General features: G+C 61.5%; 18 protein-coding genes and 1 pseudogene. 11 read left to right on the forward strand and 8 right to left on the reverse strand.

The features are described from left to right. Nucleotides 1-2: 2 nt before the first annotated feature. Nucleotides 3-1628: a cytochrome-c oxidase, cbb3-type subunit I gene (ccoN, locus tag DEM26_RS16085; RefSeq protein WP_088736312.1), complete on the reverse strand. Its 1626-nt coding sequence runs from the start codon at nucleotides 1626-1628 to the stop codon at nucleotides 3-5. A 19-nt stretch (nucleotides 1629-1647) separates the two neighbouring features. Continuing rightward, entirely contained in the window at nucleotides 1648-2064 is a 417-nt protein-coding gene (locus tag DEM26_RS16090; RefSeq protein ID WP_088736316.1) for an RrF2 family transcriptional regulator, read from the reverse strand. A gap of 87 nt (nucleotides 2065-2151) precedes the next feature. Between DEM26_RS16090 and DEM26_RS16095 the strand changes: the two genes are divergently transcribed. The 7 genes from DEM26_RS16095 (at nucleotide 2152) to gdhA (ending at nucleotide 7018) form a co-directional block, all read left to right on the forward strand. Beyond that, nucleotides 2152-2595 (forward strand): group III truncated hemoglobin, encoded by a 444-nt coding sequence (locus DEM26_RS16095; protein WP_088736313.1) that lies wholly within the window; start codon nucleotides 2152-2154, stop codon nucleotides 2593-2595. Between the two features lie 15 nt (nucleotides 2596-2610). Further along, nucleotides 2611-3096: a hemerythrin domain-containing protein gene (locus DEM26_RS16100; protein ID WP_009573823.1), complete on the forward strand. Its 486-nt coding sequence runs from the start codon at nucleotides 2611-2613 to the stop codon at nucleotides 3094-3096. Beyond that, nucleotides 3089-3433 (forward strand): carboxymuconolactone decarboxylase family protein, encoded by a 345-nt coding sequence (locus DEM26_RS16105; RefSeq protein ID WP_075777604.1) that lies wholly within the window; start codon nucleotides 3089-3091, stop codon nucleotides 3431-3433. The genes DEM26_RS16100 and DEM26_RS16105 overlap by 8 nt, the downstream gene beginning before the upstream one ends. Continuing rightward, nucleotides 3433-3852 (forward strand): DUF488 domain-containing protein, encoded by a 420-nt coding sequence (locus DEM26_RS16110; RefSeq protein ID WP_109172832.1) that lies wholly within the window; start codon nucleotides 3433-3435, stop codon nucleotides 3850-3852. The genes DEM26_RS16105 and DEM26_RS16110 overlap by 1 nt, the downstream gene beginning before the upstream one ends. Continuing rightward, nucleotides 3836-4876 carry an NAD(P)H-dependent flavin oxidoreductase gene (locus DEM26_RS16115; RefSeq protein ID WP_109172833.1) on the forward strand — a complete coding sequence of 347 codons (1041 nt, stop codon included), beginning with the start codon at nucleotides 3836-3838 and terminating at the stop codon, nucleotides 4874-4876. Before DEM26_RS16110 ends, DEM26_RS16115 begins: the two co-directional genes overlap by 17 nt. After that, entirely contained in the window at nucleotides 4873-5568 is a 696-nt protein-coding gene (locus DEM26_RS16120) for a 5-formyltetrahydrofolate cyclo-ligase (protein ID WP_075777606.1), read from the forward strand. The genes DEM26_RS16115 and DEM26_RS16120 overlap by 4 nt, the downstream gene beginning before the upstream one ends. Before the next feature lie 94 nt (nucleotides 5569-5662). After that, nucleotides 5663-7018 carry an NADP-specific glutamate dehydrogenase gene (gdhA, locus tag DEM26_RS16125; protein ID WP_075777607.1) on the forward strand — a complete coding sequence of 452 codons (1356 nt, stop codon included), beginning with the start codon at nucleotides 5663-5665 and terminating at the stop codon, nucleotides 7016-7018. Nucleotides 7019-7032: 14 nt separating this feature from the next. On the opposite strand, the gene DEM26_RS16130 is transcribed toward gdhA, so the two are convergent. From DEM26_RS16130 to DEM26_RS16155, 6 genes are all read right to left on the reverse strand, one after another. Further along, nucleotides 7033-7302 (reverse strand): hypothetical protein, encoded by a 270-nt coding sequence (locus DEM26_RS16130; RefSeq protein WP_199224680.1) that lies wholly within the window; start codon nucleotides 7300-7302, stop codon nucleotides 7033-7035. Nucleotides 7303-7308: 6 nt separating this feature from the next. Continuing rightward, entirely contained in the window at nucleotides 7309-7989 is a 681-nt protein-coding gene (locus DEM26_RS16135; RefSeq protein WP_109172834.1) for an IS6 family transposase, read from the reverse strand. A 295-nt stretch (nucleotides 7990-8284) separates the two neighbouring features. Continuing rightward, entirely contained in the window at nucleotides 8285-9559 is a 1275-nt protein-coding gene (locus DEM26_RS16140) for an NAD(P)/FAD-dependent oxidoreductase (RefSeq protein ID WP_088736353.1), read from the reverse strand. A gap of 137 nt (nucleotides 9560-9696) precedes the next feature. Beyond that, nucleotides 9697-10629, reverse strand: a complete 933-nt coding sequence (locus DEM26_RS16145) for a 4-hydroxyproline epimerase (protein ID WP_075777650.1) — start codon at nucleotides 10627-10629, stop codon at nucleotides 9697-9699. Nucleotides 10630-10665: 36 nt separating this feature from the next. After that, a complete protein-coding gene (locus DEM26_RS16150) occupies nucleotides 10666-11598 on the reverse strand; it encodes a dihydrodipicolinate synthase family protein (RefSeq protein ID WP_109172837.1) in 933 nt (310 codons plus the stop codon). 179 nt (nucleotides 11599-11777) lie between these two features. Next, nucleotides 11778-12491: a GntR family transcriptional regulator gene (locus tag DEM26_RS16155; protein WP_075777649.1), complete on the reverse strand. Its 714-nt coding sequence runs from the start codon at nucleotides 12489-12491 to the stop codon at nucleotides 11778-11780. 194 nt (nucleotides 12492-12685) lie between these two features. Between DEM26_RS16155 and DEM26_RS16160 the strand changes: the two genes are divergently transcribed. From DEM26_RS16160 to DEM26_RS16175, 4 genes and pseudogenes are all read left to right on the forward strand, one after another. Next, nucleotides 12686-13918 carry a metal-dependent hydrolase family protein gene (locus DEM26_RS16160; protein WP_109172835.1) on the forward strand — a complete coding sequence of 411 codons (1233 nt, stop codon included), beginning with the start codon at nucleotides 12686-12688 and terminating at the stop codon, nucleotides 13916-13918. After that, entirely contained in the window at nucleotides 13918-14181 is a 264-nt protein-coding gene (locus tag DEM26_RS16165) for a hypothetical protein (protein ID WP_199224681.1), read from the forward strand. The genes DEM26_RS16160 and DEM26_RS16165 overlap by 1 nt, the downstream gene beginning before the upstream one ends. 46 nt (nucleotides 14182-14227) lie before the next feature. After that, nucleotides 14228-14985, forward strand: a protein-coding gene (locus tag DEM26_RS16170; RefSeq protein WP_088726066.1) for an IS5 family transposase whose coding sequence is annotated in 2 segments (ribosomal slippage) — nucleotides 14228-14552 and nucleotides 14552-14985 — 759 coding nt in all. Because the reading frame shifts where the segments join, the coding sequence is not laid out codon by codon here. Nucleotides 14986-15284: 299 nt separating this feature from the next. After that, nucleotides 15285-15535, forward strand: a pseudogene (locus tag DEM26_RS16175) (hypothetical protein); the annotation flags it as partial.

Genomic DNA, 15535 nt, shown 5'->3' on the forward strand with positions numbered 1-15535 from the left:
GCTCACTCCGCCGGCTGCGCGACAAGGGGGCGGTCGGTGGCATCCCCCGTCGTTCCGCGCATCGTGGCGCGACAGTTCCAAGCGCAGATCACAGCCCCGGTCAGGAACAGCCCGCCGCCGATGGTGCGCAACAGGTAATAGGGGGCCATCGCCTCCACCGACTGGACAAAACTGTAGGATAGCGCGCCGTTCTCGTTATAGGCCCGCCACATGAGCCCCTGCGTGATGCCGGCATTCCACATCGACACGACGTAGACGAGTGTTCCGGCGACGGCGAGCCAGAAGTGCCATTCGACGGCCCGTGGCGACGCCATCTCCGTCTTGCCACTGAGCTGAGGAACGAGCGTATAGATCGCGCCAAAGACGATCATCGCCACCCAGCCAAGTGTGCCGGAATGGACGTGGCCCACGGTCCAGTCGGTATAGTGCGACAGCGAATTGACCGGGCGAATGGCGAGGAACGATCCTTCGAAGGTCGACAGCCCATAGAACACCGCGGCCACGAACATGAAGCGCAGCGTGGCGTCATCGCGCACCTTGTGCCATGCGCCGTTCAGAGTGGCGATGGCGTTGCCCGCCGAGGCCCAGCTTGGCACCAGCAACATTACCGAGAACGTCATGCCGAGCGTCTGCGCCCAGTAAGGCAGCGCGGTGTAATGCAGGTGGTGCGAGCCCACCCAGATATAGAAGAAGGTGATGCCCCAGAAGCTGACGATCGACAGGCGGTAGGACCAGATCGGTCGCCCGGAACGTACCGGGAGGAAATAATAGAGCATCCCGAGGAACCCCGCGGTCAGGAAGAAGGCAACCGCATTGTGGCCATACCACCATTGCACCATGGCATCCTGCACGCCCGACCAGATCGGAAAGCTCTCTGCAGTCGTCCAGCGCACGGGAAGGGCGATGTTGTTGACGATGTGCAGCATCGCCACGACGAGGATGAAGGCCAGGTAATACCAGTTGGCGACATAGATATGCGGCTCGTTCCGGCGGGCAAGCGTGCGGATATACAAGACGAAATACGTCACCCAGATCACCACCAGCCAAAGATCCGCATACCATTCGGCCTCGGCATATTCCTTGGATTGGGTTGACCCCATCAGATAGCCGGTGACGGCCCAGGCGCAAAACAGGTTGTAGCCGATGAGCACGACCCAGGGGCTCAGATTGTCGGCGAGCCGCGCGCGCGAGGTGCGTTGCAGGACGTGGAAAGACGTGGCGATCAGCGCGTTGCCGCCAAAGCCGAAGATAATCCCGGTGGTGTGCACGGGACGCAGTCGACCGAAGCTGGTAGCCGGCCAAGGAGGCGTTCCCTCTGGCCAGTACAAGAGCGCTGCAACCCAGACTCCGATTCCCATGCCGATCATCGCCCAGATCAGTGTCATGACGAGTCCGAAACGGGTCGGCGCGTCGTAGTAGCGCTGCAACCGATTGGCCGGTGGTTCGGGATCATAAAGCGCGCCGCCGAGCAGAAATGCGAGCGCGATCCCGAGCCCGAGCGCCATGAACCCGTGGGTCGACATGACCCCGTGACGCGCCGATGCAGCCATGGCAAGGCCCATCAGGGCCAACAGGACCGACAGGGCCATGCCAACCCGACGTTCGGAAACCGACAACGATGCTGTCATCTTGATCTGCCTTTCTTCGTCATGCGGCCGCCCGTTCGGGAAGGGCGATATCGGCGAGCGTGGATCTGTTCAGATCGGCGATGAACTGACGCTCCGCCTGTCGAAGCCGGGATTTCAGGCGGCAACATCTCTCGATCGAACAGTCTCCGCCATCCGGCCCGAAACACTCGACGAGCGACTGTCCCTGTTCGAGCAGCCGCACGACGTCGCCAAGCCGGATGTCGGCCGGACTGGATCGCAAGACAGCGCCCCCATTCACCCCGCGTCGGGTCTCGACGATGTCTGCCTGCGCGAGCCGTTGCATGATCTTCGCCAGGTGGTTGCGCGACAGTTTGAACTCCTCTGCCAAATCTGCCGTTGAGAACGCCCGGTCGGGCGCGCTCGCCATCCGCATCAGCATTCGAAGTCCGTAGTCGGTGAAGGAGGTAAGGTTCATGGCATCCCGCAGATCTTCAAATTGGAATTTACAACACCTATTTAGCAGAGATAGCATGAGACTCAAGACCAATTTCCCGAGGGCCCCATGTCGACTGCCGTCTCACAGATCAATTCCGCCCGCCCGCAAATGACTGCCGAGATCATGGCGCGGACCGGGCTGGACGAAGAAAAGCTGACCGAACTGGTGCATTGCTTCTATGGCAAGGTGCGCGCGGATCCGGCGCTTGGCCCGATCTTCGCTGAACGGATTTCGGATTGGGGCCCGCACTTGGAGCGCATGGTGGCCTTCTGGTGTTCGGTCGCCTTGATGACGGGCCGGTATCACGGAGCCCCGGTCCCGGCGCATGTCGGCCTGCCCGTGGATTGGGATCATTTCGACCGCTGGCTGACGCTGTTCCGCGAAACCGCGGCCGAAACCTGCCCGCCCGAAGGCGCGGCGCATGTCATCGAACGCGCCGAGCGGATCGCACGCTCGCTGCATATGGCGGTCGAGGATGCGAAGCCCCGGACAATTCCATCACTGCTCTGACCCGAGGATACGAACATGACAAAACCAATGCCCCCGCAAGACCCGAGCGACCTGACCAGTTTCATCGAGACCGAGTATCACGCAAAACACCGTGCCCAGCTTCCTGAACTGGCGACCTTGTCGGAAAAGGTCGAAGCGGTCCATGCCGGGCAAACGGAGGTTCCCGCGGGTTTGGCCGACCTATTGCACCGGATGATCGGTGACCTGGAAGTTCACATGAAGAAAGAGGAACTGATCCTGTTCCCCGCCATTCGCAACGCGGCGGCGGGGCTGGATGCGCCGATTGCGGCAATGCGCGCGGATCATGACAACCACGAAGCCGAAGTCGGCCAAATCCGGCACCTGACCAACAACCTGACATTGCCGGACGGCGCCTGCCGAAGCTGGACGCGGCTTTATACCGGGGTCGGTGAATTCCTTGACGACCTCGAAGAGCATATCCGGCTGGAAAACGATGTGCTGTTTCCGCAATTCGAAACGCGGGAGACGGGCCATGTCTGAGCTACACCTCCCAAAACCTACCAGGGACCTTGTCGACCGGCGTCATGCCCTGGCACCCGATGCCGAAGACGCATTCCGCGCGTTCTCGAAAGCGGTGTTCTCCGAAGGGGCGCTCGATACACGCACCAAGCAGCTCATCGCGGTGGCCGTGGCGCATGTGACTCAATGCCCGTGGTGCATCGAAGGCCACGTCAAGGCGGCCAAGCGTGAGGGGGCCTCGGGCGAACAGATCATGGAAGCCATCTGGGTTGCATCCGAAATGCGCGCCGGGGCGGCCTGGGCCCACGCGCTGAAGGCGGTGGAGATGATCGGCGACACGGGCCAACCGGACAGCTGATGCCCCCTGCAAGGACCCCCATCCCCGACACCCCCGGCGAGCGTATCCGCGTCAAGCGGATCTATCGCGCGGCGCGGGTGTCGGACGGCAAGCGGATTCTGGTCGATCGGCTTTGGCCACGCGGCGTGGCGAAGGACCGCGCCCGGCTGTTCGACTGGTGCAAGGACATCGCGCCTAGCGATACGTTGCGACACTGGTTTCATGCCAATCCTGATCAGTGGCAGGACTTCAGTACGCGCTACCGGGCGGAACTCGCCACGCGCGAAGATTTGGTGTGTGAGCTTGCCGGCTACGCGCAGGGCGATGTCGTCACGCTGCTCTATGCCTCTAAGGACGAGGAACACAATAACGCCGTCGTGCTGCGGGACTGCCTGCGCCGATGGTTGGAAAGGGAGGGGAAAAATGACAGACCAACATAGTGCGGAACCTCTGCGAACGCCGCTTTGCGATCTGCTTGGATGCGAGGCACCCGTCCTGCTGGCGGGCATGGGCGGCGTGTCCCGATGGGAACTGGCGGCGGCGGTGGCCAATGCGGGCGGCTATGGGATGTTGGGGATGGTGCGCGAACCCATCGACCTGATCACACGGGAGGTCACCGCGATGCGGGCGGCGACGGACCGGCCCTTCGCCGTCAACCTGATCCCGGCGGCGACAGAGCCGCAGTTGCTTGAGGCACAGATCGCCTGTTGCCTCGATCTTGGTGTGACGGCCTTCTGCTTTTTCTGGGATGTGATGCCGGATGTGGTGGCGCGGGTGAAAAACGCGGGATGTCTCGTATTGCATCAGGTCGGAACGGAGGCCGCCGCGCGGATGGCCGAAGCTGCCGGGGCGGATGTGATCATCGCACAGGGGATCGAGGCGGGCGGCCATGTGCACGGACGAAGTCCCGCCTTCGGGCTGGCGGAACGGATACTGGCCGGGACCGACCTGCCGGTCGTCGTCTCGGGCGGGATCGCGACGGGCGAAGGGCTTGCCGCCGCATTGGCGATCGGGGCCAGCGGCGTGCAATGCGGCACCGCCTTTCTGGCGACCGAAGAATCCTTTGCGCATTCCTATCACAAGTCTCGCATCGTCGAGGCCACGGGCGAAGATACGGTGCTGACCGATGTGTTCGTTCTGAACTGGCCCAAGGGCGCTACGGTGCGGGTGATCGGCAACAGCGTGACGGAGGGTCTCAAGGGCAATTACCTGGGTCAGGACCCGGACAGCCTGCCGCGCGAGACCATCGCCCATGACGACGATCAGCCCCGTCTGCGCTTCAGCACGGATTCACCCTTGCGCACCACAACCGGCGATCTGGAAGCGATGGCGCTCTATGCCGGTCAGGGCGCGGGAAACATCCCCGATGTCGTCCCTGCGGCCGCACGTCTGAACGCCATGGTCGCGCAGGCCCGGCATATCCTGAAGGGCCCAATCCGTAACGGTTTCACGGCGATATCATGAGCGACGACTTCAAGAGCTTCCGCTGCCAAAGCGGCTTTTCCTCACCGCCCTGCTATGCCGCCGAGGTCGCACCAGAGTATTTCGATCCGCTGGCTGTCGATCCCGAGCAGGCACGTGATGTCGCGCGTTGGCGCAAGGCCGAACGCACCCGTCTGCGCGCCGCCCGTCTGGCACTGTCGGTTGCTGAACGCAAGGAGATCGGCGAGGCGCTGGCCGGGCATCTGCGACAGGTGTTGAAAGACCGCTTCGGCGGGGCACCGGGCAAAGTCTTTTCCGCCTACTGGCCGATCAAGGGCGAACCCGACCTGCGCCCGCTGATGGTCGAGCTTCACAAGGCCGGTATAACCGTCGCCCTGCCACTGGTCGAAACCAGGGCGGCCCCGCTCACCTTTCGCCGCTGGACGCCCGAAACCCGTATGGTGCGCGGCGATTGGAACATACCCGTTCCGCCGCCGGACGCCCCCGTCGTCCGGCCCGATATCGCGCTTGCCCCCCTCGTCGGCTGGACGGCGGATGGCTATCGCCTCGGCTATGGCGGGGGCTATTTCGACCGGACATTGGCGGCGCTTGACCCGAAACCTTTTGTCATCGGCATTGGTTTCAAGTCGGCACAGCTCAAAACCATCTACCCGCAACCCCACGATATCCCTCTCGACCTCATCCTGACCGAGGCCGGATTGCACAGCGGTTGAGGATCAAATAGATGGATTAATAAATGTGCATTTGCCTTGCTGACGCACACATTTTCCGCACCCCTTTGACATTCCCCCTAAAGCGACGAAGTACATGAACAATATCGATGAAAAGCTGCAACCGATCCTTGCCGAAGTGATGCGGCGCAATGCCGGCGAACCGGAATTTCACCAGGCCGTCCACGAGGTGATGGAAAGCCTCGGGCGCGTGGTCGCAAAGAACCCCGATTATCTTGAGCAAGCGCTCATCGAACGCATCTGTGAGCCAGAGCGTCAGATCATTTTTCGCATTCCCTGGGTGGACGATCAGGGCAACGTCCAGATCAATCGCGGCTTTCGCGTCCAGTTCAACTCGGCCCTCGGCCCCTACAAGGGCGGGATGCGTTTCCACCCCTCGGTCAACCTGGGGATCATCAAGTTCCTGGGCTTCGAACAGATCTTCAAAAATGCATTGACCGGCCTACCGATCGGTGGCGGCAAGGGCGGTACGGATTTCGATCCCAAGGGTAAATCCGATGGCGAGATCATGCGTTTCTGCCAATCGCTCATGACCGAACTGCACCGCCATCTGGGCGAGCAGACCGATGTACCAGCCGGCGATATCGGTGTAGGCGGGCGCGAAATTGGATACATGTTCGGCCAGTATAAGCGCCTGACCAACCGCTATGAGTCGGGCGTATTCACCGGCAAAGCCATTGCCTACGGTGGATCCCGCGCTCGGACCGAGGCAACGGGTTTCGGCAACACCTATTTTACCAAGGCCATGCTTGAAACGCGCCAGACCGATTTCGACGGCAAGCGCGTGGTCGTGTCCGGTGCGGGAAATGTGGCCATCCACACCATCGAGAAAGTGCAGTCATTTGGCGGCACGGTCATCGCCTGTTCGGATTCCAGCGGTTATGTCATAGACGACGCTGGGATTGACCTGTCCTTGCTTCAGGAAGTCAAGTCCGTGCGCCGCAAGCGCATTTCGGAATATGCCCGGCTTCGCGGGGATAGCGCGCATTTCGTGTCGACCGACAAAGGATCAATTTGGGATTTGCCCTGTGATGTGGCGATGCCCTCGGCCACCCAGAACGAATTGACGGGCAAGGATGCAAAGTCACTGGTCAAGAACGGTGTGTTGGCTGTCGGCGAAGGCGCGAACATGCCCTGCACCCCCGAAGCAATCCGAATCCTGCGCGAGGCCGGCATCCTGTTCGGGCCCGGCAAGGCGGCGAACGCGGGGGGCGTTGCAACGTCGGCACTGGAAATGCAGCAGAATGCCAGCCGTGACCGTTGGAGCTTTGAGCAGACCGAACAACGGCTGGCACAGATCATGAAGAGCATCCATGATCGTTGTGCTGAAACTGCCGATGAGTATGGCGCGCCCGGCGACTATGTCCTGGGCGCCAACATCGCCGGTTTCGTGCGGGTTGCCGAAGCGATGCGTATGCTTGGGGTGATCTGAGCCAATCCGAAGAACTATCGGAAGACCAGGGCGATCTCTTCTTTGCCAAGCAGCCTCCACTCCCCGGGGTCGAGGCTGTCTGGCAGGCAAAGATTGCCCAGACGTTCACGTCGAAGGGTCTCGACGAAATTGCCCGCAGCGGCGAAGATACGGCGAACCTGATGGTATCGGCCTTCGGTCACGGTAATCAGGGCTTCGTTATCCGATATGATTTCCAGCACCGCCGGCGCCAGCGGTGGTTTTGTCGCAAACTTTGACGTCGTGCCGGCGAAGCCACTGGACATACTGACTTATGCGGCCAGAGCGGCGAATTGGGCAAAAGGGCATAGTCCGGGTGTGAACTGCCCCTTGCGGATCATGTTCGCGACTTCAATCCCTTCGAGCGTTGCCGACGCGGAGACGAAGGACTTGAACCCCAGCATCGGACGAATGCGCTTCTTGATGGTACGGTGATCCTGTTCGACCATGTTGTTCAGATATTTGATCCGGACCATCTCGATGGGGATCGGGCATCCAAAGTTCCGGAGCATGCGGTTTACCGCGGTGATCCCTGCGGTATTGGCTCCGCCGCGGTCAATGACGATCTTGCGAGGCAGGCCGTTCACCTCAAGGGCGCGCGCGAAGAACTTGGTCGCAGCCGTCTTGTTGCGCCGCTTCGACAGCATGAAATCAAGGGTTTTGCCCAGCTTGTCGACAGCTCGGTAGAGGTAGACCCACTCACCCTTTACCTTGATGTAGGTCTCATCCATCCGCCAGGATCGATCCGCCGGGACTTTCCGCCGCCGAGCCGAAACTGCGATCAGCGGCGAGTACTTGGTCACCCTGCGGTTCAGCGTCGCATGGTCAACTCGTACGCCTCGCTCGGCCATGATCTCTTCGAGGCCACGATACGAGACCGTGTAGCGGACATAGAAGAACACTGCGAAGAGGATCACTTCCTTCGGAAACTGCGCGCCCTTGAACGAGATCATCGCTCCACCTCTATCTGGTGTTGTTGGATGAACGCAACGTCTGGCTCCGCCCCTCCTCGCGTCAACCGCAGAAGTTTGCGACAAAGCCTCAGCGCTTGATTGTAGCTATGCCAGTTGGTGGTCTTGTACGGGGTTTTCGCCGGTCTGCTCATGGCCGCCAGCTATCATGCTGGATTCGCGCAGTGAATCCCCCGCCGCATTTGCATAACAAGGCCCTGACGACCAGTTGAAACTGCCGTACGGTCCCCAGCATCTTTGCAAGATGCCGCCGTTTAGTCCGGATTGTCCCAGCCGGTCAGGGCTGACCACCAAAACGGAGGGGGGCGTAAGGCGCGATATTGAGCGCGAGAGGCCGTCGCGCAACGATATCGGCCACGATTTCGGCGGTGCCGGCAGACTGGGTTAGGCCCAAATGCCCGTGACCGAAGGCATAGGTCACCCGGTCGGCGCGGGGCGAGCGGCCAATTGCGGGCAGGCTGTCGGGCATGGAGGGGCGGAACCCCATCCACTGGGTGCCTCCGGTGCCATCGAAGCCCGGCAGGAATTGCACGGCTTTCTGCACGAGAACCTCGGAGCGCCTGTAATTCGGCGGCAGCTCGAGCCCGCCGAGCTCGACCGAGCCGCCCACGCGAAGCCCGTCGCCGATCTTGGATACGACAAAGCCGTGATTGCTAAAGGTGACATGGGTGCGTAGGTCGAAAGTGCATGTCGGGAATGTAGTGTTGTAGCCGCGCTCGGTTTCCAGTGGGATGCGATCGCCTAGGGTGCGGGCGAGACGATGCGACCAGGCACCGGCGGCCACCACAACCTGATCGGCCCGGAGCAGCCCGGCGGTGGTCTCGAGAACAACCGCATCGCCCTGCTGCACCATCGCCTGCACGTCGTTAGTTTCGAGCACGCCACCGGCGGCACGAAAGCAGGCTGCGAGGTGCTCGGTCCAAAGCTTGGGGTCGACGGTGTTCATCCAGTCGGGGGTGAAACCCGCGTGGGTGAAGCGCGACGCAAGGCCGGGCTGGATCTCGGCAATGGCCTCCGGGCTTTCAAGCAAGTCAAAGGCAATGCCATGCTGACGGCGCAGCTCCCAGGCCGGTAGGCTGGCACGATACTCAGCCTCGCCCTCGTAGACTTGAAGTTGCCCTTCGCGGCGCATCAGGGGCTCGCCCTCGACACGGGCGATCAGCCGTTCGAGCGCGGCACGGGAGAGGGTCATCAGCCGGGCCTGGGCCGAGATCGAGGCCTTATGGCGGCGGGGGCGGCTGGCGGCATAGAAATGCCGCGCCCAGGGCAGCATTTTGTGCGCGTAGGCAGGACGCAGCGACAGCGGCCCGAGCGGATCGAGCAGCCATTTCGGCGCCTTGAGCAGGATGCCCGGAGAGGCCAACGGCTCGACATCGGTAAAGGCGAAGGCCCCGGCGTTGCCGCGCGAGGTCTCCTCAGCCACGCCGCGCCGGTCTAGCAGCGTGACGGCATGCCCGCGGTCCTGCAGCGCCAGCGCCGTGCTGACGCCGATGATGCCGGCCCCGATGACGATGACGGAGGTGCCCCCGCTCTGGTTGTAACTCTCGGACATGTCTGCCCCCTCTTCTGGGCCTGTACCGCGTCCGTCTTACCGCCGGGCGGGGCTGCCTGTGCTGTTGCGATCGCTCGTCTAGAATGGAAGAAAAAATGCCGGACAGACCGGATGGCCCGCCCGGCAGTGGGGGAGTTTCAGGGAGCGATGCCGTTGCGGAACGGGTCGTCGGGATCGAAAATCAGCGTGCTCTCGGCCATTACATGGGCCCTGCCGGTGATCGAGGGGATTACGCCGCCGGTGGGGCCCGCCGCCCAGGAGAGGCGATAGGCCGAGCCGATGATGGAATGCTGGGTGATCTGCTCACCCTCGGCCAGGCGGCCGGAAGCGGCAAGACACGCCAGCCGCGCCGAGCTGCCGGTGCCGCAGGGCGAGCGGTCATAGGCATCATCGGGGCAGAGCACGAAGTTGCGGCTGTGCACTGCCGGATCCTCCGAAGGCCCGTAGAAGATGATGTGGTCGATCAGGCCACCGTTCTCTCCGGCGATACCGGCAGCATGCAGCGCCTCGCGGGTGGCGACGGTGGCATCGGTGAGCGCGCGGATATTGTCGGGCGCCACGGGCAGCGGGCTGGGATCGACGAGGAAAAACCAGTTGCCACCATAGGCAACATCGCCGGTGACGGCGCCGAGGCCTGGCACATCGATGGTGACTTCGGTCATGGTGCGGCGGCTCTCGATATTGGTGACGGTGACCGTATGTGCATCGGTGACCAGCACCGTGACGACGCCGGCAGGCGTCTCGATACGGTGACTGCCGGTGCCAATGCGGCCCATGTGGAAGAGCGTGACGGCCAAGCCGATGGTGCCATGACCGCACATGCCCAGCACAGCCTCGACATCGAAGTAGATCACCCCGGTGATGCAGGTGGGATCGGTGGGCTGAACGAGCAGCGCGCCCACCATTGCCACCTGGCCCCGCGGCTCGAGCACCACAGCGCGATAGGCATCGCGGAATTCGGTAGCAAGGCGGGCGGCCCGCTTAGGCAGCGGCCCGTCGCCGAGATCAGGGAAACCACCAAGAATGACCCGCGTGGGCTCACCGCCGGTGTGGCTGTCGATCACATGCATGTCGGTCTCCTTGGATTCGACGCTTCAGATGGGAGCTCAGGCTGCCCAGGCTGCGTACCAGGCCTTGAACTGGGCGTACTGCGTTTCAACGAATGCCTGCTGTGCCGGGGTCAGCGTATCGGTTTCGTTGAAGTGCAGCGTGTATTCCGCATCGCCGTTCAGAACCATCAGGTACTTGTAGAAGAGTACAAGGTCGACACCTTCGTCGAACTTGGACAGCACGGCCAGCGCCTCTTCGAGCTCCTGCGCCTTAGCACGGGCCGCGACGTCGCCTTTCGCGGCGGCCTTGCACAGCTCGACCAGGTGCAGCACTTCCTTCGGGATGGCGTTGCCGATGCCGGTGATCGCGCCCGTTGCGCCGCATTTCACGAAGCCGTGGAAGACCTGCGTGTCGACACCGACCATCAGGGTAAGGTTTTCGTCGCCGGAGGTGATGGTCTCGGCCGCATAGGACATGTCAGCGGCGCCACCGAACTCCTTGAACCCGATCAGGTTGGAGTAGCTGGCGCGCAAGTCGAAAAAGAGATCGGCGCGCGTGGCAAAACCGTAATAGGGGCTGTTGTAGATCACCGCCGGCAGACCGTTGGCGGCCTCGAGGATGGCGGAGAAATGGGCCTTCTGTGCGGAAACCGAGGTGCCGCGGGACAGCACGCGCGGAATGACCATCAGGCCTGCGGCGCCGACGCGGGCAGCGTGGGCGGTGATCGCCACGGCGGATTTTGTGTTGATGGCCCCGGTGCCGACGATAACGGGCACGCCAGCCTCGACCAGCGCATCGACCCCCTTCATGCGCTGCTCATTGGTCAGCAGCGGCCAGTCTCCCATCGATCCGCAGTAAACAACCGCGGACATTCCGGCCTCGATCAGTTCCTTGCCCTTGCGCGCCAGGGCTTGGTAGTCGGGTGTACGGTCTTCCTTGCAGGGGGTCATCAGGGCCGGGATGCAGCCGGTGAAAATGGAGTCGTTCACGAGGTGTCCTTTCGAATTCACGAGGCAATCATTGACAGGGCGAGCCAGTTCTCTCGGGGACCGCAGATCGAAGCGGAGCCCTCCTTGGGAAGACTCCTAACGCCCTGCCGCCGACTTGTCGACAAACAAAATTCAAAACCATCAGCGCGCGAGAGTTTCAGCGATCAAAGGACACCATTTCAGAGTGAGATTGAGGAGGCGCTGCGCGAATCCGCCGAAATATAGGACCGGATCTGATGGACGATCTGATCGGCATGCTCAGACGCCAGGCGATCCGACTCCTCGACGTCACGGGCGATCATGGCAGAGATAATGCGTTCGTGTTCGATCACGTACTGACGCGGCAGATTGTCATCGTAGGACCGGTAGTAGAGCCGCAGGATACGCCGCCCGTCATCCAGGAGCCGCCGGAACAGGTCCGTGTAGTACTTGTTGCGACCCGCCTCGGCGATTGCGACGTGGAAATCCCGATTGGTGGCGATCATGCCCAGCACATCGCCACTCTCCACCGCCGCGGAGAAACTCGCCTGATGCTCTCGGATCGCCGCCAGATCGGCTTCACCATAGTGCTGTGCAGCCAGGCGCGCAGTCACGCGGTACATCAATGTCAGCGCGTCGAAGAAGGCGCCCAGCTGCACAAAATCGATGTTGGAAACGATCGTCGTGCGATTGGTCAGTGTGGTGATCAGCCCCTCTGCCGCAAGGCGCACAAGCGCTTCGCGGATTGGTGTGCGCGACATGGAAAAGCGCTCCGAAAGCTCCGTTTCATCAATCGGGCTGCCCGGTGCCAGCTTAAGATCGATGATCTCGTTCCTCAGCATTTCGTAGACATGGGCAACCCCACTACCTCGCTTGACTTGCGACACCTTGCGCTCTGAAGGCACCCTGCTCATCCGACACTCCTAACTAACTTCCCGGAGACTTTACGACGTCGTCGCATGCATGAAAACACCTTCGCTATATTTTTATAGTCGACAAGACCTGCGTGACTAGATATATAATTCCTAATCAAGACGCTCTTTTATGTGCCCGCTGCCCCCCATCGACTGGCAGCACTGGTTCGCCCAAACAAGCTGGATGCATCAACATGACCCTGACCGCCTATACGAACGCCCGCTTGCTCGACCTGGATGCAGAACGCCTGGGGCGAATCACCACTGTTGTGGTGAAAGGCGACCGGATCGACAGCATCGGCCACCCCGCACCCGAGAGCGCGAAAGTGGTCGACCTTGGCGGCCGAACCCTGATGCCTGGATTGATCGACAGCCACTTTCATGTCGTCGCCCATTCCCTGGACCTCTGGGGCAACGTCACGGCCCCCGATTCCCTTGCGGCCCTGCGTGCAGCTAAGATCATGGAGGAGCTGCTAGATCGCGGGTTCACCACCGTACGCGACCTCGGCGGAGCGGATTTGGGTCTAGTGCGGGCAGTTGAGGACGGGCTGGTCGATGGTCCGGACCTTGTCATCTGCGGCAAGGGCCTTTCGATGACCGGCGGTCATACCGATTTGCGCGCTCGCACCGACATCCGCCCTGACGCAATGGGCTGGCGACTGGCAAACATGGGCGTGCTAGTGGATGGCGTGGACAACATCCGCTTCACCTGCCGTAAGATGCTCAAGGAAGGCGCCAAATTCATCAAGGTCATGGCCAATGGAGGCGTCTCCTCGCCCAACGACCCCATCGACTCCATCCAATATTCTCGGGACGAGATCCTCGCAATGGTTGAGGAAGCCGAGAATGCCAACACCTATGTCTCTGCCCACGTCTACCACGACAAGGCGATCCGCCGCTGTGTCGAGTTGGGTGTGAAGTCCCTTGAGCATTGCAATCTGATCACCGCCGAAACGGCCAAGATGGCCGCCGAAGCAGGCTGTTTCGCCGTGCCCACGCTGGTTGCCTACGAGGGGCTAAAACTGGAGGGAGCGGCCTTGGGCTTGGGTGCCTCCGAGCAGGCCAAGATCGACATCGTGCGTGACAAGGGGCTGGAGTCTCTGGCGATCATGCGCGACGCCGGGTTGCCCATGGCCTTCGGCACCGACCTGCTGGGCAAGCTGCGCAAATACGGCGGAATGGAGTTCGACATCCTGGCCAAGGTTCTCTCGCCCGCAGAAATCTTGCGCTCGGTCACCCAGATCGGCGCAATGGCCTGCATGCGCGACGGCGAAATCGGCGTGATCGCTGAGGGCGCTCGTGCTGATTTCATCGTGGTGGATGGCGATCCCTTTGCTGATGTCACCCTTCTGGGCCGCCCCGAGGAAACTCTGCGCATGGTCGTGAAATCCGGCCGCGTAGCCCGTAACTTCATGAAGGCCGCGTGATGCCGATGGATACCGCACATCTCTTCAAGCTGGCCGCTGGCGCCGATGCCGCCCGTCAGGTTTTTGCCTACCTGCTGGATGGGCTCAACGCCGATGTCGGTAAGGGTCTGACCACAGCCTCTGTCTACGACCTGCCCAACATGCGCTCGCGCCGGGTGTTTTCGGAAAACCCGGAGGCCTATGATCTTGGCGGTTTCAAGCCGCTGGAAAAGAACCGATATTTCGATGTCGTTCTGGCCGGAACTAGGGTCAGGATGCATTGATTTCTGTTGCGTCGCGTGATTCACGGCTCCGAAACGGAGCGGTGACGTGAGCGATCTTTTCTGGCTGACCGACGAGCAGATGGCCAAGCTTTCCCCTTTCTTCCCGAAGTCGCACGGCAAGCCGCGGGTCGATGACAGACGGGTGCTGAGCGGGATTATCTTCGTCAATCGCAATGGCTTGCGTTGGCGTGATGCTCCTGCCGCCTATGGCCCGCACAAAACGCTCTACAGCCGGTGGAAGCGTTGGAGCGAGAAAGGCATCTTCGCCCAGATGATGGCCGGCCTAGCTGCCGAACACGGAGAGAAAAAGACCGTGATGATCGACGCGACCTACCTGAAGGCACACCGCACCGCGACCAGCCTGGCCGCGAAAAAGGGGGGCGCGGTCGCCTGATCGGGCGAACCAAGGGCGGCATGAATACCAAACTGCATGCCATCTGCGACAGCCAAGGGCGACCGCTCAGCCTGTTCGTCACCGCTGGGCAGGTCAGCGACTACATCGGTGCGCGGGCGCTACTGAGCAGCCTACCCAAGGTCGACTGGTTGCTCGGGGACCGCGGCTATGACGCCGACTGGTTCCGAGACGCGTTGCAGGACAAAGGGATACGCGCCTGCATCCCGGGCCGAAAGCAACGCAAGACGCCCATCAAATATGACAAACGCCGCTACAAGCGCCGTAACCGGATCGAGATAATGTTCGGTAGGCTCAAAGACTGGAGGCGTGTGGCGACCCGCTATGACCGATCTCCGAAGGTCTTCCTCTCCGCCATCGCCCTAGCGGCTCTCGTCATCTACTGGTTATGAATCCTGACCCTAGCTGCCTCAGAACCCGACTCCATCGCCTACGGGCTGCTTTGTCGCGCATGCCGATCATTTTCACGCTCGGCCCAAAGCTACCGCCTCTCTTGACAAACCAAGGGCGTATTGTTTCTCGGATTTTCTCCAACTGCGTGTATAAGAACGTTGACACTTCAGAGAAGAGTGACGCAAACTCGGTCTGCAAGAGCACATATACGATTTGCAGCGTTTCACCCAATATTGCGCTAGTGGAATTTTAACGTCTGCCACCGCGATAATGTTCTTTTCGTGCGGGAGGATCGGGCGTGGTTGGCCTTGAATATGTTGTGACGGCTTTCCTGGCATCGTTCCTGATGGCGGCCCTCATCGTTGCAACAAAGAGTTTTCATGGCAAGCTCACGCTCGACGGCGATCACGGCATCCAGAAAATCCACGCGGCCCCGACCCCGCGGATCGGCGGCTTTGCCCTTCTGGCAGGTGCGTTGGTTGCGGGTCTGACACTGGATGCGCAGACACAGGCGCTTTGGTGGACGATCTGCCTCTGCGCGAGCCCTGC

Source organism: Thioclava sp. NG1 (assembly GCF_003122275.1).
Lineage (GTDB): Bacteria > Pseudomonadota > Alphaproteobacteria > Rhodobacterales > Rhodobacteraceae > Thioclava > Thioclava nitratireducens.

What these genes read in the sequence shown, in the direction of transcription:
- DEM26_RS16120 (WP_075777606.1), top strand. Translation starts at nt 4,873, where the DNA reads ATGAGCGACGACTTCAAGAGCTTCCGCTGCCAAAGCGGCTTTTCCTCA.
- DEM26_RS16135 (WP_109172834.1), bottom strand. Translation starts at nt 7,989, where the DNA reads ATGATCTCGTTCAAGGGCGCGCAGTTTCCGAAGGAAGTGATCCTCTTC.
- DEM26_RS16160 (WP_109172835.1), top strand. Translation starts at nt 12,686, where the DNA reads ATGACCCTGACCGCCTATACGAACGCCCGCTTGCTCGACCTGGATGCA.
- DEM26_RS16115 (WP_109172833.1), top strand. Translation starts at nt 3,836, where the DNA reads ATGACAGACCAACATAGTGCGGAACCTCTGCGAACGCCGCTTTGCGAT.
- DEM26_RS16145 (WP_075777650.1), bottom strand. Translation starts at nt 10,629, where the DNA reads ATGCATGTGATCGACAGCCACACCGGCGGTGAGCCCACGCGGGTCATT.
- DEM26_RS16105 (WP_075777604.1), top strand. Translation starts at nt 3,089, where the DNA reads ATGTCTGAGCTACACCTCCCAAAACCTACCAGGGACCTTGTCGACCGG.
- DEM26_RS16155 (WP_075777649.1), bottom strand. Translation starts at nt 12,491, where the DNA reads ATGAGCAGGGTGCCTTCAGAGCGCAAGGTGTCGCAAGTCAAGCGAGGT.
- DEM26_RS16100 (WP_009573823.1), top strand. Translation starts at nt 2,611, where the DNA reads ATGACAAAACCAATGCCCCCGCAAGACCCGAGCGACCTGACCAGTTTC.
- DEM26_RS16165 (WP_199224681.1), top strand. Translation starts at nt 13,918, where the DNA reads ATGCCGATGGATACCGCACATCTCTTCAAGCTGGCCGCTGGCGCCGAT.
- DEM26_RS16095 (WP_088736313.1), top strand. Translation starts at nt 2,152, where the DNA reads ATGTCGACTGCCGTCTCACAGATCAATTCCGCCCGCCCGCAAATGACT.
- gdhA (WP_075777607.1), top strand. Translation starts at nt 5,663, where the DNA reads ATGAACAATATCGATGAAAAGCTGCAACCGATCCTTGCCGAAGTGATG.
- DEM26_RS16140 (WP_088736353.1), bottom strand. Translation starts at nt 9,559, where the DNA reads ATGTCCGAGAGTTACAACCAGAGCGGGGGCACCTCCGTCATCGTCATC.
- DEM26_RS16090 (WP_088736316.1), bottom strand. Translation starts at nt 2,064, where the DNA reads ATGAACCTTACCTCCTTCACCGACTACGGACTTCGAATGCTGATGCGG.
- DEM26_RS16130 (WP_199224680.1), bottom strand. Translation starts at nt 7,302, where the DNA reads ATGTCCAGTGGCTTCGCCGGCACGACGTCAAAGTTTGCGACAAAACCA.
- ccoN (WP_088736312.1), bottom strand. Translation starts at nt 1,628, where the DNA reads ATGACAGCATCGTTGTCGGTTTCCGAACGTCGGGTTGGCATGGCCCTG.
- DEM26_RS16110 (WP_109172832.1), top strand. Translation starts at nt 3,433, where the DNA reads ATGCCCCCTGCAAGGACCCCCATCCCCGACACCCCCGGCGAGCGTATC.